This is a genomic window from Arthrobacter sp. THG-b23 (assembly GCF_059091265.1).
The window spans coordinates 591,847-616,701 of record NZ_JBNHGM010000001.1; the positions used below are offsets into that span (position 1 = coordinate 591,847).

The window sequence follows — 24,855 nt, forward strand, 5'->3', positions numbered from 1 at the left end:
GTCGCCGGGAGGATATGATGCGCTCCCCAGCTGACGGCATGCACCTGGTGGCGATGGTCAACCCGCCCACCAGCCAGTATTCGGAGAACTGGCGGCATCCGCTCTCCCGGCGCGACTGGCTGAGCGCGGAGTTTTATCTTGATCTGGGCCGGACACTGGAACGAGGCTGCTTCGACATGCTGTTCCTGCCCGACGCGCTGGCCGTCCCGGAGGACAACGCGGGCGACTTCGCCACCACGCTGGTCACGGGCGGCAAGGGCGCCATCTATCTCGACCCCTTGGTCACCCTGTCACTGGTTGCCGGGGCGACCCGGCACCTGGGGTTGGCCGCCACCATCTCCACGACGTTCACCCCTGCTTACACCATCGCCCGGAAGCTTCTCTCGCTGGATCACCTCTCCGGCGGCCGGGTCGCCTGGAACATCGTCACGTCCACCACGGACGCCGAGGCCGCCAACTTCGGCCTGCCCTCCATCCCGCCCAAGTCGGAGCGTTACTACCGGGCCGACGACGTCGTCCAGACCGTGGTGGACCTGTGGGAAACCTGGGACCCCGGGGCGCTAACACTGGATGCGCCGGGACGCCGGTTTGCGGATCCGGAGCGTGTCCACCGGATACCCGAACGGCCCCGGCTCGACGGCGACGACGACCGTCCGCTGAGCCGCGGTCCGATCACCCTGCCGCGCAGTCCGCAGGGAAGGCCGGTACTCATGCAGGCCGGATCCTCCCTGCGCGGCATGGAGTTCGCCGCCCGCTGGGCCGAGGTCGTGTTCGCCGTCGCCGACACTCCGGACGCCATGCGCGCGGTGCGGACCGAACTGCGGGCCCGCGCCGCCGCCGCCGGACGGAATCCGGATCGGCTGGCCGTGCTCCCGGCCGTCCAGCCGATCACCGGCGCCACTCCCGCCGCCGCGCGCCAAGCCGTACGAGGCCTGGAGGCGGCGCTCGATGAGGAGGACGTCCTGACGAAGTTGGGCCGGCTCCTCCACGCGGCCCGGGAGGACCTGCAGCCGGACGGCAGCGCCGAGGAGTTGCTGCTGGCCCACCGCGGGGCCACGGGCAGCGATGGTTTTGAACAGATGCTCCTGGCCGCAGCCCGCCGGGAATCGATGACCGTCCGCGATCTGGCGACGGCGCAGGCCATGAACCAGCTGCACCCCCAGCCCGTGGGCGATCCGGCGGACATCGCCGACTACTTGTGCGAACTCTACGACTCTGAGGCGGCTGACGGTTTCGTGATCATGTCGGCCCTCTACCCGTCCTCGCTCGAAGAGTTCGTCAACGGGGTGGTGCCGGAACTGCAGGCCCGAGGCCGGTTCCGGACCGCGTATTCGGGACGCACCCTGCGCGATCACCTGGGAGCCTCCCGGGAGGGCAGTCGCTCCGTCGCGTCTTAGCAGCGGTTCCGCGCCGGTTCAGCGCTGGTACACCCTGGCGAGCACGGCGTCGAAGACCCGGTCGGGCAGCAGCCGACGAGCGCTCATGATCGTCCGCGCGCCTCGTCCGACCGGGTACCGGCTGCGCGTGCGCCGGGCGGCCGCCACCCGGGCGATGCGACTTCCAACGACTTCCGGCCGCGTTCCCGTGCGTTCCGTGTAGGCCCCGGCGATCGCCCGCGCCACGCTCTCCGCCTGCTGCGCGTAGGCCGTACCTTCGGAACTCTGCAGCAGGCCCTCCACCGCGATGGCGTCCCACTCGGTCAGAATCGGCCCGGGCTCGACGATCACCACGTCGATGCCGTAGGGTTTGAGCTCCACCCGGAGGCAGTCCGACAAACCCTCGACCGCGAATTTCGCCGCGTGGTACCAGCCGCCCAGCGGTTCATAGAACACGCCGCCGATCGAGGAGACGTTAATGATCCGCCCGCCGCCCTGGGCCCGCATGGCCGGGGCCGCCAGCTGGATAAGCCGCCCCAGCCCGAACAGGTTCACTTCGAACTGCTGCCGGGCATCATCCAACGGCACATTCTCAATCGCGCCGTATGATCCGTAACCGGCATTGTTGACCAGCACGTCCAGCCGCCCCTGCTCCGAAAGGATGTGCCCTACCCCGCGCACCATGGACGCGTCGTCGGTCAGGTCCATCTCGAGGACGCGAACCCCGTGCTCTTCCAGCGGGCGCATCCGCTCCAGCCGGCGCGCGGCCGCGTAGACGATGAAGCCGCGGCGTGCCAGCTCCCGACACGTATGTTCCCCGATCCCGGAGGACGCTCCGGTTACCAGTGCGACTTTGTCCCTCACCATCACGCCCGCCTCACTTCTCCAATGCCATGACGACGGCGGCGCGCGCCTCGTCCGGCAGGTTCCGGGCCGCGCCGTCGGGAGCCAAGAGCCGCCGGCAACCGTCGAGTTCCACCGCCAGCGGTGCGCCAATGCTTTGCCCCTTGGCGAGCGGCCACAGCACGGCAAGCTCCGTTGCGTCGTCGGCGCATTCGCTGTCAGCCGGATCCTCGCTGGCCGCCTTCAAGATGACGTCTATGGCCGGGCCCTCAAGGCTACCTCCCCTAAAAAACGTCCCGGACACGATCTCGAACACGTCAAACTCCAGGTTCGGCTGCGCGTCGGCGGGGCGCTCGTCGTCTTCATTCGTTATCCGCTCGGTCCGGTACTGGCAGATCTTCATCGTGTCGGCCTCGCCAGCGCTGGGCAGAAGGCCGGGGGAACCCGGCATGCCCTCGCCGCTGCTACGCGGCTGCGCGCCCGCCGTCTGCTCGAAAGGTACCAGCGCAGCCACTCCCGGCATCGGCTTGATGCCCCACTCGGCGGGGCAGCCAGCATCCAGCGCCGCCCTCGGCTGGATCAGTTCCCTCCGGTGCTGCTTCGACTCGATTACGGTCATGCCCGCCAGAACCTCGCGGACCCCCGGTTTGGTCTTGCCGCAGGAATCCGTCGGCCACGCGGCACGCATGGCCTTGCCGGCCGCATCCACGAGCCACAGATCGGGGACCATTTCCATGTCGGCGGTGCAGGCCAAGTTCGCCCTGGGTCCGTCGCTGGGCTGCGCCAGCGCTTTCAACAGTGCGTCAATGTTTCCGGTGAGGCGCTCTTCCGTGAACGCCGACCACAGGCCATCCTCGTCCTCGACGGTTGCCATCGCCAGGGCGTCACAGCGGATGACGTCGACCGGCGCGAAGGCTTCGGGCACGCTGCCGGCCGCCGGCGGCGGAGGTGCGGACGGCTGCCCTGGTTCGACGATGTGCTGCACCGTTGTGCAATCGACGGCGTCGACCAGTTCGGCCTCGGGCCGCGCTTGTCCCCCCGGGCCTCCCGGGAGCTGCCCGCAGGCCGCCATGGCGCCGACCGTCAGTGCTGCCGCCATCACCGCCCCAAGCCTCCGGCCCCGGCTTCCCTGCCGCCGCTTCCGCTTCACCGCGCCCGTCCCCCGATCACCGTCGATGCCGTCAGTGTAGCGAGGCCCTCGGGAAATACATCGCGGGCACTGCCCCCGGGGGAACCTGCGCCTCGCGGGAGCGTCAGGAAAGACGGCGGAATTCGCCTGCGCGGAGCTGGACATAGATCGGCAGGGTCATCTGGATATGAGATACGCCGACCGGCTCGTCAAGCAGTTCATTGATGGTGGTTTGCCCTTCCAGCTCGGTCACTTCGCCATCCATGACTTGAGCCTACGTCGGCAGGACGCTCCCGGTACCAAGACACGCGCCACCTGCTGCTTGGTGCCGCTTCTGCACAGCTTCGGTCACGTCGGGAGGTTCACGAACCGTCCTCGTTTTATGGCGACGGTTGCTGTCGGTGATTAGAGTCTTCGACATGGAAGAGGTTCCGTGGGCAGCACCGTCCGGTTCCTGATCCTGGCGCTGATGCTGTTCGCGCTGCTGGTTATGCCAGGGTCCGCGGCCCTGCGATCGTATCCAAGCGCCATTGCGGGACTCGGAGATTCCATCACCCAGGCCGCAAACACCTGTTGCAAGCCCGGCAACTACCCGGCCCAGTCCTGGTCCACGGGCGACGAGCGGTCCGACGGCATACGCAGCCACTACGAGCGGCTGGTGGCGTTGCACCCGCAGAACAGCATCAGCAATTACAACAATTCCGCCGGCGGCGCCGGGGCGGCGGATCTTCCTGCGCAGGTGTCCATGGCCGTGGCCCAGAAGGCGGACTACATCACCCTCCTCATTGGAGCCAACGACCTGTGCGCCTATTCGGCATCAGCAATGACGTCCATCACCGACTTCACAGAACAGGTCGCTACTGCTCTCGAGGCGCTGCATCACGGGCTGCCGCACGCCAGCATCTACGTCAGCAGCATTCCCGACCTTCATCGCCTGTGGTCCGTTCTGCGCACCGATCAGGAGGCCAGACGGGTGTGGGCGGCCAACGGAACCTGCCCGTCCATGCTCGGCGCCGAGGTCACCGAGAACCAGCGGCAGGAAGTTGTTGCCCGCGAGCTGGCCTTCAACGAGATCCTCGCCGACACATGCGCAAGGTATAAGAACTGTCACTGGGACCGCGGCGCCGTCTACGCCTACAGGTTCTCCGCCACCGAAATTAGCACCCTGGATTACTTCCATCCCGGCCCCGGCGGCCAGGCCGCACTGGCCGAACTGACGTGGCACGCATTCCAGGGACACCGATGACCCGGATATTTGGGACGGGCCGTGCAGCACACGGGCGCCTAGCAGATGACCAAGAGATATTTACTCAAAAGCGCGAGTAAGTTAGCAACTCTGATGCTTTTTCTGCGGATAACTCCGGCACTCGTAAGATTTTGAGGTCCTTGTCAGCAACATTCGCTTCGCATAAAAACTCTTTTTCAGCGCGTGTTAGCTTGATCACCGTCCTTTCCGGCGGGCCCACCGGAAAGCTCAACCAACGCTGCTACCTTCCGGAGGCACCATGGGACTCAGCTCCCCCACGCACACAGACGACAGCGCTGTCGCGCCCGGACCCGCTGCAGAAACACGACGCGGATCCTCCCCAGGGACAGGGGCAGGCCGCACCTCCGGCAAGGCCGACAACGAACTCAAGCGCGGGCTGAGCAGTCGCCACCTGCAGATGATCGCCATCGGCGGTGCGATCGGCACGGGGCTGTTCGTGGCCTCGGGCGGCACGATTTCCCAGGCTGGTCCCGGCGGAGCCTTGGTCGCCTATGCGCTGGTCGGGCTGATGGTGTTCCTGCTGATGCAGTCGCTGGGCGAAATGTCGGCCAAGATTCCGGTGGCCGGATCCTTCCAGACCTTTGCCACCCGATTTGTCTCGCCGTCCTTCGGGTTCGCGATCGGCTGGAACTACTGGTTCAACTGGGCCATCACGGTGGCCGCCGAGCTGGTTGCCGCCGGAATCATCATGGATTTCTGGTTCCCGGGGGTCCCCGGCTGGGTGTGGGCCGGGATCTTTCTGCTGGTCTTGACCGGGCTTAACGCCCTCTCCGCCAAGTCCTTCGGTGAGTCAGAGTTCTGGCTCTCCCTCATCAAGGTCGCCGCAGTGGTGCTCTTCCTGATCGCCGGCGTGCTGATGATCTTCGGCATCCTCGGGGACAACTCCCCGGGCCTGAGCAACTGGGAAAACCGCGATGACGTGTTCCACGGCGGTTGGGTCTCGATCATCTCGGTCTTCATGATTGCCGGGTTCTCCTTCCAGGGCACCGAGCTGGTGGGCGTGGCCGCAGGCGAAGCCAAGAACCCGCGCCGCGAAGTGCCGAAGGCCATCCGCACGGTCTTTTGGCGCATCATGCTCTTCTACATTGGTGCCATCTTCATCATCGGCTGCCTGATCCCGTTCACCGATCCGAGTTTGCTGGCCTCCGGCGAGGCCGATGTCGCAGTATCCCCGTTCACGCTCGTCTTCTCGCGCGCCGGAATCGCCTTCGCGGCGGCCCTGATGAACGCGGTGATCCTGACCGCCATCCTCTCGGCCGGCAACTCGGGACTATATGCCTCCACGCGCATGCTTTACGCCATGGCCCATGACGGGAAGGCCCCGAAAATCTTCCGGAGAACCAATGCCCGCGGTGTGCCGATTCCGGCGCTGCTGGCCACCGCGGCTGTGGGTCTCTTCGGATTCCTCTCCGCGATCGTCGGTCAGGGCGCGGCCTACTCCTGGCTGCTGAACATGTCCGGCCTGTGCGGCTTCATCGTGTGGGCGGGAATCGCTGTCTCCCACTACCGCTTCAGGCGCGGCTTTCTGGCCCAGGGCAACAAGGTCAGCGACTTGCCGTACAAGGCCTCCTTGTTCCCCATCGGCCCGCTGCTGGCCTTCGCCCTGCTGGTCCTCGTGATCGCCGGACAGAACTACGAGGCCGTGCTTGCCGGACGGGGCATGGAGGTGCTTTCCTCCTACATTGGCTTGCCGGTCTTCATCGTTTTGTGGCTGGCCCACCGCTTCATCACCAAGTCCAAGGTGGTGCCGCTGCTCGAGATGGACCTCGGGGCACCCGAGGACCTCGAGGACGAACCCGCCGGCGCCACCCGGTGACCCTGCAGCCGCCGGGCTGCCCTGGCGCTGCGGGGCGCCGGCGGTAGCTGCCGAGAGTTATCCGCTCGGCACCGGCGCCGGTTCGTCAGCCGGAGCGGGCGCAGGGGCGGGCTCCTGCGCGGGGGCGGGTTCGGGCTGCGGTGTGCCGGTGGGTATCGGTGCCGGGGATGTCGTCGTCGTTCCGGGCTCGGGTTCACCGGCGGGTGTCTCTGCCGGGGCGGGTGGCTGCCCGCTGCCGGTGTCCGCCGGAGGTGTTGCCTCCGGAGACGAGCCCGTGTCGGAGGCCGGCTCTGTTTCGGACGCCGCGTCGGTGCCTGTGTCGGCGCTGCCGTCACCGATGGCGGCGTCTTGTTCGATGATGCCGAGAATGCGCATCTTGTAGTCGTTCAGCCGGGCCTGGATTTCGTCCAGGGGAACGTCTTCGAGCGACCGGCCGTAGGCGGCGATCTCCTCCCACAGGTGTGCCAGTTTCTCCATGCCGGCGTCGCTGAGCGGACCGTCGAGGGTGAGGACCAACTGGCTGGCGAGGGCGTAGGTGAGGCACTCGACGCAGTTGTAGTTGGCCGCCGCCGAAAGGTTTTGGGGGACCACGACGTCGGCCTGGCCGAGGATCAGGACAACCTGAAAACCCACGGCGACGGCGGTGCAGCCCCGGCACGAAGCGAAGGCGTAGGCCTCGTTCGTGGCGTCTACCGGCCCGTCTTCGGCCCAGACAAGGGCGAAGGCGACGTCGTAGACCACGGATCCGTCCTCAACGTTGACGGCAAGGGCCTGGTTTCCGTCCTCCTCCGGGGCCAGCGGCCGGTCGAAGGGGAAGACCCAGGCCGGCGGTGGGTCCGCGGAAGGCTCAGTAGCTGTGGTGCCGGCACCGCCGTCGTTCGTCGGATCTTCGCCGATGTCCGCGGTGGCGGTCGCTTCGCGCCCAGGCTGATCGTCACGGGGAACAAGGACCATCGCCAGTTGCGGATTCTCCGCCGTCGGCAGGTCGGTACCGGACGGCCACGCCGCCACCGTTTGTCCTGCGCGGCCTTCGGTCAGCCCCGCCGATGACACCGGGGCGAAGGAAGCTGCCGCATCGAACAGGGTTCCGCGCTCGTAGGGCTGCACCGGGCGGTAGGCGCCGTCGTCGGGCCACCAGGCCCAGGCCAAACCGGCGAGAACGGCGACGGCGGCGGCCATGGCAGTCACCCGCCGGAGCGGCCGGCCACGGGTTTTCGCCCAGACCGCCGTGCCAAGCTGACGGGCCATCCGCAGCAGGATGTAGGCAATCCCGAGAACGGGAAGCGCGACGGCGGTGATCGCCAGGACACGCACGGCCATGCCGGCGACGTCGCCGTCCGAACCGGCAGCCACCAGCAGCCTTTGTTGGTCCAAGATGCTGGCCCAGGCCGTCCCCAGGACCCGGGGAAGCGAGACCACCATCATGAAGAGGCAGAACAGGAGCAGCGGAACCGTGACCAGGACCCAGGCGGTCACGACGGCCCTGGCCCAGGGCTTGAGCAACTTGGGTTCGGGATCGGACCACCGCCAGGGCAACAGCCCCAGCAGGGTGGGCTTGATCCGTTGGAACAGGTCGGGAACCCCGGTTGCGTCGGCAAGAATGTGGTAGCCGTCGAAGCGAACCAGGGGCAGCAGTTGGCGCACCATCTGCAGTATCTGGGTCACCACCACCAGCAGCAGCGCGTCGAAGCCGGTGAGCCACCAGGCGCCTATCGTGCCCACCACGACGATGGCGTTAAAGTACAGGCCGCCCAGATCCGTGCGGAGCCGGCCGCCGCGTCCCAGCCGGTAGGAGTCCGTGACATCGGTGTAAAAGGCGGGCCAGATCAGGTACAGGCCGACGCCCATGGCTCCCGGCGTCGCGCCGCCGCGGCGCGCCCCGGCGGCATGGCCGAACTCGTGGAAGCCGGCCGAAAGAATGGTGATGGCGAAAACCAAGAGCAGCAACCCGGGGTTGGCGAAGGCCTGGTGCGTTGCCGAACCGAGGCCCTTGACCATCAGCACCCACCAGCACGCCGCCAAAAAGGCCAAAGCCACGGGCAAGGCGATCAGCGGATGGAACAGGACTGCGAACGGAGCCGTCAGTTTCCGGGTCAGCGCCGGATCCGTGACCGTGTAGCGGAAGCGCATGCCCAGCAGCGGGCTGGCCTTTTTGACTTCGGGTTGCGAGCCGTCCGCGAGCCGCAGCAGGCCCAGCGGCAGCAGCTGCTTTTCGATCAGGGTCTGCACGTTTCCGGCAGTGATCAGCCTGCCGGACTTCCCGCCGGCATGTTCGGCAATTTGGTCGAGGCTCCGGGAGCCGTCCACGCCCTCCAAAACCGCATAGAGCAGCGGAGTGAGCTGAAGCGTCTGCCCGTCCGCGCGCCGGACCAGCGCGGGCGGTTCCCGGTAGCCGGAACCCTGTGCCGGTCCGAGGAGCTGCACCCCATCGGCCAGCGCCGGGACATCAATCGAAGGGGGTGCAGCCGGCCGGCCGCCGTGCAGCACGTCACTCATGGCCGGCGGCCGGCTCGGACCCATGCTCATTCAGGACTATTGTTCGAGGTCGGACTGCTGGCCGGCGCTGGCCTCGGCGCTGCCGTCGATCTGCTGGTTGATGATGGCGTCCTGCTGCGCCACCGCGACGGCATTGCTGTCGACCGAGCCGATATTCGCCGCCACCGCGGCGTCAATCGGGGCGGCAACGTTGGCGTTGGCGGCCACAGCACCGTTGATCGGGGCGGCAATATCGGCGTCCGCGGCCAGATTGACGTTGACGTTGAGCAGGTTCCCGTCGAGGGTCGACCCGAGGCCTTCCGTGACCGATCCGGTGTCGGGCAGGGTGCCGTCCGGCAGCGTGCCATCGGGAAGGGTGCCATCCGGCAGCGTGCCGTCCGGCAGCAGCGCCGGTTCAGTGGCCTCCTGCCCGGTGGCGTTCTCCAGCGGAAGACCGGAATCACCGGCGGCAGCCGTCCCGGCAGCGGAGCCGGCGGTTGTCCCGGCGTCGTCCACGGTGTCATTGCCCTGGTCGATGGTGCTGTCCTGAGTTGATTCGGCGGTCGCGTCCGCAGTGATGCCCTGGTCGATGATGACGCCCTGATCGGACAGGGCCTGCGCCGTGGAGCCGGACGAGAGGATGTTGGCCGAGGCGGCGGCATCGATGGGGGCCGCCACGTTGGCGTTCGCCGCGACGGCCAGATCGATCGGCGCGGCCGCATCGATGGCCAGGTCGAGATCGGCATTCAAATCCAGGATGGACGCGACTTCCTTGTCCGGCAGCGCCGTCCCGGACTGGGATTCGAGTTCCTCGGGCGACAGCGGCGTGCGTCCCTCTTCGTTGCTCATCAAAATCTCCGTCTCCGGCGCCAGGCGCCTTCCGTTCCAACCCGTGGTCGAGTCGCTTCTCGTTATCGGCCCGGCGGCCCCGGGCCCTGATCGTTTGCCCTCCTCTTCAGCACATCAACGCAAAGCATACTGATGAATCCTTTTATTGTGTAGGCGCGGAGGCGGTCCCGGCCCGGCGTGCGGCGGTTGACCGGACCTCGGTTTTGCGACGTGACCTGATGTTCGGCGACCGGATTTTTGATCGCACGGCACCGCGTGTATGGTGTGAGTCGAATCACCCACAATTGAATGAGCCTTTCGAACCGTGGCGGGAGAGTCCTCTCCGCACACCATCCGGGCAGGCGCCGTAGGAGCAAATCCTCCCCAGGAATCTCTCAGGCCCATGTACCGCCGCGGCGAGGCAACTCTGGAAAGCAGTCTGGCAGCAGCCCGGCTCACCGACGGTGCAAGCGGAACACACTCCGCGGAATCTCTCAGGTCAAATACAGAGCGGGGAGGAACCCCAATCCCAGCCGAGCCCTCGGGCCGGCCCCATCTTGGAGTTCCTCATGACGGTTCAACCACTTTCATCAACCTTCGCCGACCGGCATCTCGGTGCCCGCCGGGAAGCGGACATCGAGACCATGCTCAAGATGGTCGGCTACGACAGCGTGGACGGTCTGATGGACGCTGCCGTTCCCCCATCCATCCGCCAGGAAAACGCCGTCGATCTCGACGACGCCCTGAGCGACACCGCCACGCCGCCGGTGAGCCGTCGCAATGTGGTGGAATCCCCGGCCGGGTACACCGCGCACACGCCCTACAGCCCGAGATTTCCCAAAGCCGGCTGGAGGCGCTGCTGAACTTCCAGACCATGGTCCAGGACCTCACCGCCCTGCCCGTCGCCAAGGCCTCCCTGCTGGACGAGGCCATGGCGGTCGCCGAAGCCGTGCGGTGGCGCCGGCAGTAATTCTTTTCCGCATCAACAGCACGTTTCCAAGAAAGGCATCACAGTGAGCAAAGTCAACGCCGAACTACGATACTCCGCAGAGCATGAATGGGTGGCCACCGACGGTTCCGGCCCGGCCAGGATCGGCGTTTCTGCCGTGGCAACCGAGGCACTGGGCGACATCGTGTACGTGGATCTTCCCGAGGTCGGCACCGTCGTCACAGCCGGCGAGACCTGCGGTGAAATCGAGTCCACCAAGTCCGTTTCGGATCTCTACTCTCCTGTGACCGGCGAGGTCACCAAAGTCAACGGCGACGCCGTGGCTGACCCGGCCGTGATCAACGATGATCCCTACGGCGCGGGCTGGCTCTTCACCGTCCAGGTGTCGGAGGAAGGCCCGTTGCTCTCCGCCGAGGAGTATGCCGCCGCCAACGGTGGTGAAGTAGCATGACCGCGGCAATGACGGCGGTCGCCAGCGCCAGCCTGAACGCGGACCTGGGCGTCCTGGATCCGGAAATCGCCGCCCAGATCGACAACGAGCTGCGCCGCCAGCAGTCCGGGCTGGAAATGATCGCCTCGGAGAACCACACGTCCGTCGCCGTCATGCAGGCCCAGGGCTCGGTGGTGACCAACAAGTACGCCGAGGGCTATCCGGGGCGCCGTTACTACGGCGGCTGCGAGCACGTCGACGTGATCGAGCAGCTGGCCATCGACCGGGTCAAGGAGCTGTTCGGCGCCGGCTTCGCCAACGTCCAGCCGCACTCCGGCGCCCAGGCCAACGCCTCGGTCATGCACGCCCTGATCAAGCCCGGCGACACGATCCTGGGCCTGAACCTGGCCCACGGCGGGCACCTGACCCACGGCATGAAGATCAACTTTTCCGGCAGGCTCTACAACGTGGCCGCCTATGGCGTCTCCGAGGAGGACTACCGGGTCGACATGGCCGAGGTGGAGCGGCTGGCGCACGAGCACCAGCCGCAGCTGATCATCGCCGGTTGGTCCGCCTACCCGCGCCAGCTCGACTTCGCTGAGTTCCGCCGCATCGCCGACGCCGTCGGGGCATACCTGATGGTGGACATGGCGCACATCGCCGGCCTGGTGGCGGCGGGCCTGCACGCCAGCCCGGTGCCGCACGCCCACGTGGTCACGTCCACCACGCACAAGACGCTGGCGGGTCCGCGCGGCGGCATCATCCTGACCAACGAGGCCGACATCGCCAAGAAGATCAATTCCGCGGTGTTCCCCGGCCAGCAGGGCGGGCCGCTTGAACATGTCATCGCGGGCAAGGCCGTGGCGTTCAAGGTCGCCGCCTCCGAGGAATTCGCCGACCGCCAGCAGCGCACGCTGGCGGGCGCACGGATCCTTGCCGAGCGGCTGTCGCAGCAGGACGTCGCGGAGAAGGGCATCACGGTGCTGACCGGCGGAACCGACGTGCACCTGGTCCTGGTTGACCTGCGCAGTTCCGAGCTGGACGGCCAGCAGGGCGAGGACCTGCTGGCCGCCATCGACATCACGGTGAACCGCAACGCGGTGCCGTTCGACCCGCGGCCGCCCATGGTCACCTCCGGCCTGCGCATCGGCACGCCGGCGCTGGCCACCCGAGGCTTCGGCGAAGAGGCGTTCCACCAGGTCGCGGACATCATCGCCGAAGCCCTCATTGCCGGGCCGGCCGCGGACCTGTCCGGCCTGAAGGCCCGGGTGGAGGCACTGGCCCAGGCGCATCCGCTCTACCCGGACCTGGCCCCGGTTTCCACACCAACCGAAGGTCGTTAAGGAGCATCATGGCTGTCGGCGTATTCGACCTCTTCACCGTGGGCATCGGTCCCTCCAGTTCGCACACCGTTGGTCCGATGCGGGCAGCCGCAGTCTTTGCCGGGGAACTGGTGTCAACGGGTGTGCTGGACCGGGTCGCCGGGCTGCGGGTGGACCTGTACGGATCCCTCGCGGCTACGGGCCGCGGCCACGGCACCTTCACGGCGGTGATGCTCGGGCTGGAAGGCTTCCAGCCCGAGCAAATCCTGCCCGACGAAGTCGAATCCCGCCTTGCAGAGATGGCCTCGACCGGCGAGCTGCAGTTGTGCTCGCGAGTCGAGGGCTCGGCCGGCCTGGTCCTGGATTACCGGGTTGAGGACATGGTGCAGCATCCGCTCACCGTGCTGCCCCGGCACACCAACGGGATGAAATTCCAGGTGACCGACGACGCCGGTGCGGTCCTTCACGAGGCGACGTTCTTTTCCGTGGGCGGCGGCTTCGTGGTCCGCGACGGCGAGGAAAGTGCGGCAGCCCGGGAGCTGGAAGCCTCCAAGGAGGAGCTCCCCTACCCCTTCCGGACGGCGGCCGAACTGCTGGAACACTGCCGCAACACCGGCCTGGGCATCAGCGACATCATGATGCTCAACGAGAAGGCCTCACGCTCCGAGGCGGACATCCGTGCCGGCCTGATCCACATCTGGCAGGTGATGGAGGAATGCAAAGACTCCGCCATCAAGCGCGAAGGTCTCTTGCCCGGGGGGCTGAACGTCCGACGCCGGGCCCCCGCCTGGCATGAGCGGCTGCGCAAGGAAGACAAGGACCGGGACCACAAGTATTGGCAGGAATGGGTCAATCTGGTGGCCCTGGCCGTGAACGAAGAGAACGCCTCGGGCGGCCGCGTCGTCACCGCACCCACAAACGGAGCGGCGGGCATCATTCCCGCGGTCATGTTCTACGCCACGCACTACGCGCCGGGCATGGACAAGGCCACGCAGGCGGACAAGGAAGACGTCATCGTGAAGTTCCTGCTGGCGGCCGCCGCCGTCGGGGTCCTCTACAAGGAGCAGGCCTCCATCTCCGGCGCGGAGGTCGGCTGCCAGGGCGAGGTGGGTTCCGCGTCCTCCATGGCCGCCGCAGGCCTGGCCGAGGTTATGGGCGGCAGTCCCGCGCAGGTGGAAAACGCCGCCGAGATCGCCATGGAGCACAACCTGGGGCTGACCTGCGACCCGATCGGCGGCCTGGTGCAGATCCCCTGCATCGAACGCAACGCCATCGGCGCCGCCAAAGCCGTGAACGCCGCCAAGATGGCGCTCTGGGGCGACGGCACGCACCGCGTCTCGCTGGACGAAGTCATCATCACCATGCGCGAAACCGGCAAGGACATGAGCTCCAAATACAAGGAAACCGCGATGGGTGGCCTGGCCGTCAACGTCGTCGAATGCTAGGCGCGCCCGGTCAGCCGCAGCGAACGCTGCATTTGCCTGACAGCCGCCGCAGATCCGATCAGGCCAGCCAGCGCCGCCAGCGTGACTGCTCCGGTTCCGGCGTTGGTTCCGGCTCCGGCTCCTCGCCCAGCGCCAGCGCGGCCTCGACGATGTCGTCCTCGGTGAGCGTCATGACGGCCTCACGATCGAGCGCATCGAAACTTTGTTCCCCGTCCAGCGACAGCCGCAGCGCCTGACGGTTGAGCGCCTGCTCGAACAGCGTGCGGGCGAACCGTGCATTGCCGGAGTCCTCGCCCGCGTGGAGCCCGGTGAAGATGCGGCGCAGCATCTGGTCCGCACCCGGTTCCAGCGTGTACTCGTGTTGGGCCAGCATCCGGTGGAAGATCGTCAGGAGTTCGTCGATGGAGTAGTCGGGGAACGTGATCTCGCGGGCGAATCGGGAGCGCAGTCCGGGGTTCGAGAGCAGGAAGGATTCCATCAGCTGCGGGTACCCGGCCGCGATCACGACCAGGCGGTGGCGGTAGTCCTCCATCCGCTTGAGCAGGACCTCGATCGCCTCGGGGCCGAAGTCCGCCCGGCCGTCCTCCGGGGCCAGCGCGTAGGCCTCATCGATGAACAGGACGCCGTCCAGCGCACGCCGGATCACCCGGTCCGTCTTGATGGCGGTCGCGCCGACGTACTGCCCCACCAGACCCGAACGGTCGACCTCGACCAGATGGCCTTTCTGCAGTAGACCGACGGCGCGGTACATCTCGGCCAGGAGCCGCGCCACGGTCGTCTTGCCCGTGCCCGGGTTTCCAAGGAACACCAGATGCTGTGATGTGGCCACCTCCGGCAGGCCGTGCGCCTTACGGCGGGCCTGGACCTGGAGCAGTGCGACGAGGGCCCGCACCTGTTCCTTCACGGTCCCCAGTCCGATCAGCGTGTCGAGCTCGGCCTGCACCTCGGACAGCGGCCGGGCCGGCCCGGGCCTCGCACCGATGCGATCGCCGACCAGGTCGTCGACGCGCTCCGAACCGTGCAGCTTGAGCTGATCGGCCAGATGGCCGATTGTTTCGCGCAGGTCGTCGAGCGGATTGCGGCTGGCAGCCATGCATCCACTGTAGTACCCGGTTCCCGACCGGGATGGGGTTGGCCTCACTAGTATCACCCCCTTTGGCCGCTGGCAGCGATCACGCAAGCCGGTCCGCTATCCGGCAGGCATGAGGGAGAGCTTATGCATGGGCCTGAATGAATGAGAGGCTGGTGCCTTAAGTTCAAGCCCTATCGGGTGGCTGTCCCGTTTGAGCATCCTCCAACACTCCACTCCCCTGATGGCAGTCTCCACTCAGCATTGGCCCCAGTCGACATACTCACGGTTATCGGCGTCTAAAGCACGGGAGTTGAAGCAGTTGCGAGAACCCCTTGGGTCCGTTCTCAATCCAGATATCAGTTTTCGCATTTACCTTGTCAGTTAACGGCTGCGGTCGAATAGTATTAAAATGATAATAAAGATAGAGAACTAGCCGGATTGGTGGTTTCCCATGACAGTTGCGCTAGAAGATTTGCTGCAAGTCACTCAGCTGATTAACCGATATGGGCACCTGGTCGACAACAGGTTGACCGACAATCTTGAGGAGATCTTCGCACCCGATGCCGTGTTCAATGCTGAGCGGGTCGGCGGTGATTCCCATCGGGGTCTAGCCGCCATCACTGACTGGTTCCGTCTGGGAGATGCGGCGCACCCACCAGCGCACCACTCAACAAATCTGTATGTCTATGAGTCCGAGGGTGAACTGAGGGCGATGAGCAAGTACATCGTGGGACCTGTTGATGGCTCTCTGGTCTCCGGGACCTATTACGACCTTTTCACCCGTGCGGGAGAAAAGCTATTGATCCTCGAGCGCGTAGCAACTCGACGTTGGCCAGAGATTCGCTGAAAGAGGACTAATCATCGTCGACGAGGTGGGCTACAACAGGACGCCACCAACCTGTTCTTCCGGCTGGTGTCTTCACCCTACGAATGCGGTCCAGACGTCAAACCTGAGCTTCGCCCGCTGGGATAATGTCTTCGGCGGCCAGGTGGTCGCGTCCGCGATGATGACCGCCTCGTCCCCTTCGAGTCAGTCATTGCTTCGTGCACGAGAGTTCAGGCTGCTGCTTCTGCTCCCATAGGTTGTACGCCCATACCCCCTCTTAAGTGAAGTAATTGCCTCAGGCAACGTGCATTCACGCCTGCACAATTGCAACTCCTCACTCGACGACCTCGGTTTCCAACGCTGTGGTCCGGGCAAAGGAAGTTCCCGCGTTCGCGAGTCATAGGTATACGAAGCAACGCTCAAAACTTCGCGGAGTCCACCGTATAGCGGACGTATGTCTGTTCTTGGATACACAAACCAGACGGCCCCTGCCGAGGCAACTTCATTTTGTCGTTTCAAGACGAGGATCAGAGATCCAACCCTCGGCATTCCTGATAAGGCTCAGGCTTTGAGCGAGGCTGCGACCTGTTGCATGACGGTGTTGTCGGCCAGGGTGGTGGCGTCGCCGACTTCGCGTCCTTCGGCCACGTCCTTGAGCAGGCGGCGCATGATCTTGCCGGAGCGGGTCTTGGGAAGTTCCGGCACCACCAGGATGGTGCGCGGCTTGGCGATGGGCCCGATTTCCTTGCCGACGTGGGCGCGGAGGGTGGCGACGATGTCCGGGTCTTCCGCTGCGTTGCCGCGCAGGATGACGAACGCGACCACTGCCTCGCCGGTGGTTTCGTCCTTGGCGCCGACGACGGCGGCCTCCGCGACGGCGGGATGGGAGACCAGCGCCGATTCGATTTCGGTGGTGGAGAGGCGGTGGCCGGAGACGTTCATCACGTCGTCCACCCGGCCGAGCAGCCAGATGTCGCCGTCGTCGTCCTTTTTGGCGCCGTCGCCGGCGAAGTACATGTTCTCGAACCGGGACCAGTAGGTTTCCTTGAACCGCTCCGGATCGCCCCAGATGCCGCGCAGCATGGCCGGCCAGGGCTCGCGGATCACCAAGTACCCGCCGTGCCCGTCGGGGACGGAGTCGCCGAGTTCATCCACCACGTCCACCGCGATGCCCGGCACCGCGACCTGCGCTGAACCGGGTTTGGTGGCAGTGACGCCGGGCAGCGGGGCGATCATGTGCGCGCCGGTTTCGGTCTGCCACCAGGTGTCCACAATCGGCGCCTTGTCGCCGCCGATGACGCGCCGGTACCACATCCAGGCTTCCGGGTTGATGGGCTCACCGACGGAGCCGAGCACACGGATGGAGGACAGGTCGAACTTGGCCGGGATGTCTTCGCCCCACTTCATCATGGTGCGGATCGCGGTCGGCGCGGTGTAGAGGATGGAGACCTTGTACTTCTCCACGATCTCCCACCAGCGGCCCTGGTGCGGGGTATCGGGGGTGCCTTCGTACATGACCTGGGTGGCGCCGTTGATCAACGGGGCGTAGGTGACGTAGGAGTGGCCGGTAACCCAGCCGATGTCCGCGGTGCACCAGAACACATCGGTTTCCGGTTTCAGGTCGAAGACCACCTTGTGCGTGTAGGCGCACTGGGTGAGGTAGCCGCCGGTGGTGTGCAGGATGCCCTTGGGCTTCCCGGTGGTCCCGGAGGTGTAGAGGATGAACAGCGGGTGCTCGGCGTCGTGCGGCACCGGGGTGTGCTCCGCGGAGGCAGCCTCCACGGTGTCCGCCCACCACTGGTCGCGGCCCTCGTGCCAGTCCACGGGTTCGCCGTTGCGCTTGACCACCACCACGTTGGAGACCGTGTGTCCGGGGGCGGAGAGGGCCTCGTCCACGGCCGGCTTGAGCGGGGACGGCTTGCCGCGGCGCCAGGTGCCGTCGGCGGTCACCACCAGCTTCGCCTCGGCGTCGTCGATCCGGGAGCGCAGCGCATCGGCGGAGAAGCCGCCGAACACCACCGAGTGCACCGCGCCGATCCGCGCGCAGGCCAGCATCGTGATCACCGCTTCCGGGATCATCGGCAGGTAGACCGCGACCCGGTCGCCCTTGGCCACGCCGAGGGATTCGAACGCGTTGGCGGCCTTCTTCACTTCCTCGGTCAGCTGCGCGTACGTGTAGCTGCGGGTGTCGCCGGGCTCGCCCTCGAAATGGATCGCCACCCGGTCGCCCAGGCCGTTCTCCACATGCCGGTCCAAAGCGTTGTAGGCAGCGTTCAGTTCACCGCCGACAAACCACTTCGCGAACGGTGCCTCGGACCAGTCCAAGGCCTGGCTGAAGTCCTTGTCCCAGGACAGGACCTCGCGGGCCTGCTGGGCCCAGAACGCCGGCCGGTCCGCCTCGGCTTCCGGGTAGACACCTGGCTTGGCCACCGCTGCCGCGGCGAATTCAGCGCTTGGTGCAAACTTGCGGTTTTCGTGAAGCAGGTTCTCTAAGGCGGGAGCAGTTGTCAGGGTCTCTTGGGTTGGCATGTCTCTTCCTTTGTCTCGAGGCGACTGTGCAAGTGGATGTGGATGGCACGACCATGGCTAAACAGGTGCTCCGGGTCCTGCAAGTCAGGGATCCGTGCGCCGGCTTTCAGCTATCGCCAGCCGGTCAGATTCCGAAGAGCTTTGCATCCTGGCCGGTCCACTTAAAGATCGGGGTCTGCTTTGCAAGGAAGGCCTCGATTCCAATCTCAGGTTCGCCGCTGACGGCCATTTCACGCTGCCAGTCAGTATTGCGTTCTGCGAGGTTTGGGCCGCCTTCGGCGATGATGTCCACGATTTCTTTCATCGCCTGGATGGACAGCTGGGAACGGCTGGCGAGACGCTGCGCGAAGTCGGCGACTTCCTTCCAGAAGCAGGTCTTGGGGACGACCCTCGCCAGCAGCCCGAGGGACATGGCGTCGGTGGCGTTGATGAAGTCGCCGCTGAAGAGCAAATATTTGGCCGCTGCCGGCCCGGCGAGGCGGACGAGCCGTTCAATGCCGGAGAGCGGGTAGACGATGCCGACTTTGGCCGGCGTGATGCCGAAGGTGGCCCGGTCGGTGGCGATGCGTATGTCGCAGGCGCCGGCGATCTGCCACCCTCCGCCGATGCAATAGCCATCGATCGCGGCGATGGTGGGCTTGTGGAACTCAGCCAGCGTGTTCTCCCCAGCGGTGACGTGGCCGCCGTCGTGCCGTCCGGTGTCGGGATCGTGCAGGATGTCTTTGAGGTCGCTGATGTCCGCGCCGGCAGAGAAGTTATCGCCTGCTCCGCGGACGATGACGACCTTGACGGTGTCGTCGGTTCCGAGCCGGTCAAGGATGGGTTTGAACTGCTGCCACATGTGCTTGGTCATCGCGTTGCGGCGCCGCGCGTGGTCAATGACAATGGTGGCCACGGATCCGGCCTGTACGACCCGGAGTGCCCCCGTGGTTCCGGCCACGCGTTTCTCCTGAACCTCGGTCATGCGCCGACCTCCGCCGTCTGCGCCCCGAGTTGCCGGACGATTCCCGCGTCAACCAGTCCCTCGACTTGCTCCGGTGGCAGCTCCAGCCGTTCGAGTACTGCCCGGGTGTCTTCGCCCAGGGCTGGCGGAGGCTTGCGGATGGGGGTGGGCTGGCCGTTGATGGAGAGCGGTCCTCGCAGCAGCGGCAGCTCGCTGCCGTCGTGGCGGTGCACGTGGCGGACCATGTCCAGGTGTTTGACCTGCTGGTCGTCGAAGACCTGCCGGTAGTTGTAGATGGGCCCGGTTGGTATGCCGGCGCGGCGGAACTCCTCGACCCATTCGGTCCCGGGCTGTGCGGCCAGCAGTTCCTCGAGCCGGCTCTTCAGCTGGGCGCGGTTTTCCGAGCGCAGCCTGCCTGTGGCGTATTCCGGGGCTTGGGCGAGGTCCTGGCCGCCGATCAGCCGGCACAGCTGGAGCCACTGTTTCTCGCTGCCGACGGCGATAATGATGGGGATGTCGGCTGTTTTGAACACGCCGTAGGGTGAGAGGATCGGGTGGTTGTTGCCCTGCGGGACGGGTACTTCGCCGGTGCTCAGGTAGCGCTGGCCCTGGAACGCGGAGATCGCCAGTGCCGATTCCAGCAGCGAGGTGGACACCGTGGCCCCGGAGCCGCCGCGTTCGCGGGCTGTCAGGGCTGCGGCGATGCCGAAGGCGGTGAATACCCCGGCATAGATGTCGACCACCGGCAGCCCGACGCGGTACATGTGTTCCTCGTCGGCTCCGGTGACGGACATCAGGCCGGACATGCCCTGGGCGACCTGGTCCAAGCCCGCGGTTTGGCTGAGCGGGCCGGTGGCCCCAAATCCGGTGACGGAGGCGATGATGAGGTCCGGTTTTTCGGCGCGGAGGCCGTCCGGGTCCAGTCCCATGCTGGCCATCACGCCGGGGCGGAAGTTTTCGATCACCACGTCGGCGGACAGGGCCATGGTGCGCAGCAGCTCCCGGCCTTCGGGGGTGTAGAAGTCGACGGCGATGGAGTCCTTGCCACGGTTAACGGAGTCGAAGTAGAGGCTGTGTTCGTTTTCGAAGGGCGGCCAGGACCGGCTGGAGTCACCGCCTTTGGTGCTTTCGGCTTTGATGATGGTCGCGCCCATGTCCGCGAGCAGCGCGGTGGCGTAGGGCCCGGCGAGGGCCCTGCTGAGGTCGAGGACGGTGATGCCGGCCAGTGGCGCATCCGGGGAGGTGGGTTCGTTCATGGTTCAGCCCCGCAGCCTGACGTTGACCTGCTTGGTCTGGGTGAAGCCGGCAAGCATGCCTTCGAGGGAGACTTCCCTGCCGATCCCGCTTTGCTTGTAGCCGCCGTAGGACTGCCCCACTACTTGGCCGCCGCCCTGGTTGACCTGGACCCAGCCGGCCTCGACCCGGTGCGAGGTATTCAGGGCGTTGTCCAGGTTGTGGCTCCACACGTAGGCGGCGAGGCCGAAGTGGGTGTCGTTGGCCATGCGGATAACGTCGTCGACGTCCTTCCAGCGGATGGCAACCAGGACAGGCCCGAAGATTTCCTCCTGCGCGAGCCGGAATTCGTTCCTCGCGCCTCCGAACACGGTGGGCAGGTGGTAGTAGCCCTCGGTCAGCGGGCCGTCGGCGGGTACGTCCCCGCCGAGTGCGACCGTCAGGTCCTTGCTGGCGCGCCCTTCATCCAGGTACTGGCTGATCTGGGTGAACTGGCTGTTGTTGATGATGGCGCCCATGTCGGTGGCCTCGTCCAGCGGATCGCCGACCTTCAGCGCGCCGAGTTTGGCGACCAGCCGGTCCAGCACCTCGTCGTAAATATCCTCGTGCAGGAACAAACGTGAACCTGCCGTGCAGCTTTGGCCCTGCCGGGTGAAACGCGAGGCGGCGAGCAACCCGTCGATGAGTTCGTCGTCGACGGCGTCGGGGAAGACGATCGAGGGATTCTTGCCGCCCAGTTCCAGGGAGACGTGGGCGAGACGTTCTCCGGCCTGGCGGGCGACGCCGCGGCCGACTTCGGTGGAGCCGGTGAAGGAGACCTTGTCCACTCCCGGGTGGCCGGCCAGTGCCGCGCCGATGACGCTGCCGCGGCCGGTCAGGGCGTTCACGACGCCGGCGGGCAGGTGGGCGTTACAGATTTCGGCCAGCAGCAGGATCGTTAGCGGGGCGTCGTCGGCGGCCTTCATGATCACCGTGTTGCCTGCCGCCAGCGCGGCGGGGATCTTGAATCCGGCTATCATCAGGGGCGAGTTCCACGGCAGGATGCAGGCCACGACACCGAGCGGTTCGAGCCGGGTGTATTGCAGTTGCCCGTCCCCTGCCGGCAGGGTGGTTCCCTTGACCTCGCCGGCGATCCCGGCGAAGTAGCGGAACAGGGCCACGAGGGTCGTGACCTCGGGGCGGGCCTGGGTGCGCAGCGCGTTGCCGGTGTCCAGCGCGGTCAGGCGGGCGAATTCCTCTGCCCGGGCCTCAATGTCGTCGGCGATCCGGGCCAGCGCGCGGGCACGTTCGGTGAAGTGGACCGAACGCCAGGCAGGGAACGCGGCGCGGGCTGCAGCGACCGCGCGATCCACGTCCTCGGCGCCGGCGGAAGGAACCCGGGCAATCACGGTCTCACGCCGCGCGGGATTGCGCACGTCGCGCCATTCACCCGACGCTGCTTCCACCTGTTCACCGTTGAGCCACATCGGCTGGTCCGTTCCGTTCACGATGGAATCGGTACGCGGGTCAATGCTCACTTCAGTCATGCTTTCCTCGCATTCAAACTTGGTGCCCTGGGCGTTGATCTACTACGACCCGGGCCGGGTCAGCGGTGGGCGAAGTCCGCCGGTCGCTTTTCGATGAAGGCCTGCATGCCTTCTTTTTGGTCCTCAATGGCGAAGCAGGAATGATTAAGCCGGCGCTCCACGTGGACACCCTCGGCCAGTGACATCTCGAACGCCACGTTCACGGCCTCCTTCGCCAGCAGCGCCACGGGCTTGGACATGCCCGCGATTGCCTCAGCCGTTGCCCGTACCTCGTCCAACAGTTTGTCCGCCGGGACTACGCGTGCCACGAGCCCGGCTTGTTCGGCTTCCTGGGCGTCCATGGTCCGGCCGGTGAGCACCATTTCCATGGCCTTGGCCTTCCCGACGGCACGCGCCAGCCGTTGGGTGCCGCCCATGCCGGGAATGAGTCCGAGCTTGATTTCCGGCTGTCCGAATCTGGCGTTGTCGGCGGCGATGATGAAGTCACAGATCATCGCCAGTTCGCAGCCGCCGCCCAAGGCGTGCCCTGCCACCGCGGCGATCAGCGGCGTGCGCACCTTGGCCAGCCGGTCCCAGTCGGCGAAGAAGTCCGCCTGATACATGTCCATGTAGGACTGCGGCGCCATTTCCTTGATATCGGCGCCGGCGGCGAACGCGCGTTCGGAGCCGGTGAGGATGATCGCCCCAATGCCGGGATCGCGGTCGAAGGCTTGGGCGGCGGCGAGGACCTCGGCCGCGAGTTCCTGGTTCAGTGCGTTAAGGGCCTCGGGTCGGTTCAGGGTGATGGTACCGACGCGGCCGTCCTGTTTGACCAGGATCGTCTTGTAGTCGCTCATACTGTTTCCTTTGTCTCGGAGTTGGCCCGGATTTCCTCGATGATTGCGGAGAAGTCCCTGGCCGCGCCCTCGCCTTCTGCGAAGCGGCGGTAGATTTCCTCGGCCACAGCGCCCAGCCGCCCGTCCACCCCGGTGGATTCGAGGGCGTGGACGGCCAGGCCCAGATCCTTGGCCATCAGGGCTCCGGCGAACCCGGGTTGGTAGTCCCGGTTGGCCGGGCTGGCGGGCACGGGTCCGGGCACGGGGCAGTTGGTGGTCAGCGCCCAACATTGGCCGGAAGCGTTGGCGGCGACGTCGAAGAGTGCCTCGTTGGACAGGCCGAGCTTCTCCCCCAGGACGAAGGCCTCGCTGACTGCGATCATGGACACGCCCAGGATCATGTTGTTGCAGACCTTGGCCGCCTGGCCGGCACCCGGTACGCCGCAATGCACGATCCGCTTGCCCATGGCCTGCAGGATTGGTTCTGCCTCGGCGAAATCCGTGTCGCTGCCACCGACCATGAACGTCAGCGTCCCGGCCTCGGCTCCGAGCACCCCGCCGGAGACCGGCGCATCCAACCCCCGATGCCCGGCTTCTGCCACCTTCCGGTGCACTTCCCGTGCATCGTCGACGGCGATCGTGGAACAGTCCAGGAACAGCGTGCCGGGTTCGGCGACGGCCAGCAGCCCCTCCGGGCCTTCACAAGCGGTCAGGACATGTCGGCCGGCCGGCAGCATGGTGATGACCACGTTCGCGCCGCGGGCGGCATCCGCCGCCGACTCCGCGATAGCGATGCCCTTCGAGCGTGCCACTTCAAGGGCCGCAGGAACCAGGTCAAAGCCGGTCACCTCATGGCCTGCTTTGACTAGGTTGGCTGCCATCGGCCCGCCCATGTTCCCAAGTCCGATGAACGCTATCCGTGAACCCATATAAATCTTCTCCTCGGCAAAATTGTGTCGGTTTCTCTACCTGCTGAATTGCTGGACCGACTCAGCGGCAAGCATGAGCTCGCGCGCTCCGAGACCGGCGAAATGGGCTTCCACAACCTCCGGACCCACTTCCTGCAGCGACGCCGGTTGCCACCGGGGGGTGCGGTCCTTATCGATGACCTGAGCCCTGATTCCTTCGGTTAATTCCCTACCCTGCAGGCAGCGGAGGGACACCCGGTACTCCTGGTCCAGCACTTCCTCCAGGGTGGCCAGGCAGCGAGCCCGCCGCAGGGACTCCAGCGTCACTTTCACCGCGGTCGGAGACTTGGCCAGAATCGCCTCCGCTGCGCGGTTGGCTGCCGGTTGGGCGCTCGACTGGAGAGCGTCGACGATTTCCTCGGCGGTGTCGAAGGCGTAGCATGCGTCGATCCAGAACCGGTCGGCTGCCAGGGCCGACGGCGGAAAAAAGTTTTGCGTGATGGATCGAACGGCTTCGTTGGCTTCCATCCGGGTCAGTGCCTCAATCAATGCCGGCAGGTCGCTGCTGTCCACGAAGTGATCGGCCAGACCGAGGGCGATGGCATCGGTGCCTGTGGCGGTGCCAGCGGTCAGCGCCAGGTGGGTGCCGAGCTCCCCCGGGGCCCGGGAGAGCAGGTAGGTTCCGCCGACGTCGGGGATGAAGCCGATGCCGGTCTCCGGCATGCCCAGTTTTGTCCGCTCGGTGACCACACGGAGGGAGCCGTGCGCGGAGACACCGACGCCGCCGCCGAGCACGAGGCCGTCCATCAGCGCCACGTACGGTTTCGGGTAGCGGGAGATCAGGGCGTTGAGCCGGTACTCCTCTGCCCAGAAACATGCTGTGTCCGTTCCGCCGGCCAGGGCATCGTGGTAAATCGCGACGATGTCCCCACCCGCGCACAAGCCCCTCTCCCCCGCGCCGGACAGCAGCACGCTGTCCACCGTGTCGTCGTCCGCCCACTCTTCCAGAGCAGCGGTGATCGCAGTGACCATGCCGTGGGTCAACGCGTTCATCGCCCTGGGACGGTTCAGAACAATTTGCCCTGACCGGCCTTCGCGTTTGATGAGGACTTCAGCATCCATG

The 24,855-nt window shown here is 66.1% G+C and carries 20 protein-coding genes, 1 pseudogene and 1 riboswitch; of the genes and pseudogenes, 8 read left to right on the forward strand and 13 right to left on the reverse strand.

All coding sequences use genetic code 11. The features are described 5' to 3' along the window. Positions 1–17: 17 nt before the first annotated feature. Positions 18–1,397: an NtaA/DmoA family FMN-dependent monooxygenase gene (locus AC5RVD_RS02905; protein WP_494125890.1), complete on the forward strand. Its 1,380-nt coding sequence runs from the start codon at positions 18–20 to the stop codon at positions 1,395–1,397. 18 nt (positions 1,398–1,415) lie between these two features. On the opposite strand, the gene AC5RVD_RS02910 is transcribed toward AC5RVD_RS02905, so the two are convergent. The 3 genes from AC5RVD_RS02910 to AC5RVD_RS02920 form a co-directional block, all read right to left on the reverse strand. Then, positions 1,416–2,243 (reverse strand): oxidoreductase, encoded by an 828-nt coding sequence (locus AC5RVD_RS02910; protein WP_494126061.1) that lies wholly within the window; start codon positions 2,241–2,243, stop codon positions 1,416–1,418. 10 nt (positions 2,244–2,253) lie between these two features. After that, positions 2,254–3,318, reverse strand: coding sequence for a hypothetical protein (locus AC5RVD_RS02915; RefSeq protein ID WP_494125891.1), 1,065 nt, complete (start codon positions 3,316–3,318; stop codon positions 2,254–2,256). A gap of 154 nt (positions 3,319–3,472) precedes the next feature. Next, complete coding sequence (locus tag AC5RVD_RS02920) at positions 3,473–3,613, reverse strand: hypothetical protein (RefSeq protein ID WP_493979801.1); 141 nt, start codon at positions 3,611–3,613, stop codon at positions 3,473–3,475. A gap of 168 nt (positions 3,614–3,781) precedes the next feature. Between AC5RVD_RS02920 and AC5RVD_RS02925 the strand changes: the two genes are divergently transcribed. Then, positions 3,782–4,594, forward strand: a complete 813-nt coding sequence (locus tag AC5RVD_RS02925; protein WP_494125892.1) for an SGNH/GDSL hydrolase family protein — start codon at positions 3,782–3,784, stop codon at positions 4,592–4,594. Between the two features lie 259 nt (positions 4,595–4,853). After that, positions 4,854–6,431 (forward strand): amino acid permease, encoded by a 1,578-nt coding sequence (locus AC5RVD_RS02930; protein ID WP_494125893.1) that lies wholly within the window; start codon positions 4,854–4,856, stop codon positions 6,429–6,431. A 57-nt stretch (positions 6,432–6,488) separates the two neighbouring features. Here the strand turns inward: AC5RVD_RS02930 and AC5RVD_RS02935 are convergent, their stop codons facing one another. Together AC5RVD_RS02935 and AC5RVD_RS02940 are read right to left on the reverse strand one after the other, a co-directional pair. After that, positions 6,489–8,957 carry a hypothetical protein gene (locus AC5RVD_RS02935; RefSeq protein ID WP_494125894.1) on the reverse strand — a complete coding sequence of 823 codons (2,469 nt, stop codon included), beginning with the start codon at positions 8,955–8,957 and terminating at the stop codon, positions 6,489–6,491. A gap of 6 nt (positions 8,958–8,963) precedes the next feature. Next, on the reverse strand, positions 8,964–9,755 hold the full coding sequence (locus AC5RVD_RS02940) for a peptidoglycan-binding protein (protein ID WP_494125895.1): 792 nt from the start codon (positions 9,753–9,755) through the stop codon (positions 8,964–8,966). A gap of 298 nt (positions 9,756–10,053) precedes the next feature. Beyond that, positions 10,054–10,155, forward strand: a riboswitch (glycine riboswitch). 148 nt (positions 10,156–10,303) lie between these two features. On the opposite strand from AC5RVD_RS02940, the pseudogene AC5RVD_RS02945 reads away from it, so the two are divergent. From AC5RVD_RS02945 to AC5RVD_RS02960, 4 genes and pseudogenes are all read left to right on the forward strand, one after another. Continuing rightward, positions 10,304–10,701: pseudogene (locus tag AC5RVD_RS02945) on the forward strand (glycine dehydrogenase (aminomethyl-transferring)); the annotation flags it as partial. Positions 10,702–10,747: 46 nt separating this feature from the next. Beyond that, positions 10,748–11,134 (forward strand): glycine cleavage system protein GcvH, encoded by a 387-nt coding sequence (gene gcvH, locus AC5RVD_RS02950; protein WP_494125896.1) that lies wholly within the window; start codon positions 10,748–10,750, stop codon positions 11,132–11,134. Then, on the forward strand, positions 11,131–12,456 hold the full coding sequence (gene glyA / locus AC5RVD_RS02955) for a serine hydroxymethyltransferase (protein WP_494125897.1): 1,326 nt from the start codon (positions 11,131–11,133) through the stop codon (positions 12,454–12,456). Before gcvH ends, glyA begins: the two co-directional genes overlap by 4 nt. Before the next feature lie 8 nt (positions 12,457–12,464). Then, a complete protein-coding gene (locus tag AC5RVD_RS02960; RefSeq protein ID WP_494125898.1) occupies positions 12,465–13,880 on the forward strand; it encodes an L-serine ammonia-lyase in 1,416 nt (471 codons plus the stop codon). Between the two features lie 58 nt (positions 13,881–13,938). On the opposite strand, the gene AC5RVD_RS02965 is transcribed toward AC5RVD_RS02960, so the two are convergent. After that, positions 13,939–14,973, reverse strand: coding sequence for an AAA family ATPase (locus AC5RVD_RS02965; protein WP_494125899.1), 1,035 nt, complete (start codon positions 14,971–14,973; stop codon positions 13,939–13,941). Between the two features lie 430 nt (positions 14,974–15,403). On the opposite strand from AC5RVD_RS02965, the gene AC5RVD_RS02970 reads away from it, so the two are divergent. After that, positions 15,404–15,799, forward strand: coding sequence for a nuclear transport factor 2 family protein (locus AC5RVD_RS02970; RefSeq protein ID WP_494125900.1), 396 nt, complete (start codon positions 15,404–15,406; stop codon positions 15,797–15,799). Between the two features lie 540 nt (positions 15,800–16,339). Here AC5RVD_RS02970 and acs read toward each other — a convergent pair. The 7 genes from acs to AC5RVD_RS03005 all read right to left on the reverse strand — a co-directional run bounded on the left by acs (position 16,340) and on the right by AC5RVD_RS03005 (position 24,854). Then, positions 16,340–18,307 carry an acetate--CoA ligase gene (gene acs, locus AC5RVD_RS02975; RefSeq protein ID WP_494125901.1) on the reverse strand — a complete coding sequence of 656 codons (1,968 nt, stop codon included), beginning with the start codon at positions 18,305–18,307 and terminating at the stop codon, positions 16,340–16,342. Between the two features lie 124 nt (positions 18,308–18,431). After that, entirely contained in the window at positions 18,432–19,271 is an 840-nt protein-coding gene (locus AC5RVD_RS02980) for an enoyl-CoA hydratase/isomerase family protein (RefSeq protein ID WP_494125902.1), read from the reverse strand. Then, complete coding sequence (locus tag AC5RVD_RS02985; RefSeq protein ID WP_494125903.1) at positions 19,268–20,506, reverse strand: CaiB/BaiF CoA transferase family protein; 1,239 nt, start codon at positions 20,504–20,506, stop codon at positions 19,268–19,270. Before AC5RVD_RS02985 ends, AC5RVD_RS02980 begins: the two co-directional genes overlap by 4 nt. A 3-nt stretch (positions 20,507–20,509) precedes the next feature. After that, positions 20,510–22,009, reverse strand: coding sequence for an aldehyde dehydrogenase family protein (locus AC5RVD_RS02990; RefSeq protein ID WP_494125904.1), 1,500 nt, complete (start codon positions 22,007–22,009; stop codon positions 20,510–20,512). Positions 22,010–22,068: 59 nt separating this feature from the next. Next, positions 22,069–22,845 carry an enoyl-CoA hydratase gene (locus AC5RVD_RS02995; RefSeq protein ID WP_494125905.1) on the reverse strand — a complete coding sequence of 259 codons (777 nt, stop codon included), beginning with the start codon at positions 22,843–22,845 and terminating at the stop codon, positions 22,069–22,071. Further along, complete coding sequence (gene mmsB, locus AC5RVD_RS03000; protein ID WP_494125906.1) at positions 22,842–23,753, reverse strand: 3-hydroxyisobutyrate dehydrogenase; 912 nt, start codon at positions 23,751–23,753, stop codon at positions 22,842–22,844. Before mmsB ends, AC5RVD_RS02995 begins: the two co-directional genes overlap by 4 nt. Before the next feature lie 36 nt (positions 23,754–23,789). Beyond that, positions 23,790–24,854 (reverse strand): enoyl-CoA hydratase/isomerase family protein, encoded by a 1,065-nt coding sequence (locus tag AC5RVD_RS03005; RefSeq protein WP_494125907.1) that lies wholly within the window; start codon positions 24,852–24,854, stop codon positions 23,790–23,792. Between the last annotated feature and the right edge of the window lies 1 nt (position 24,855).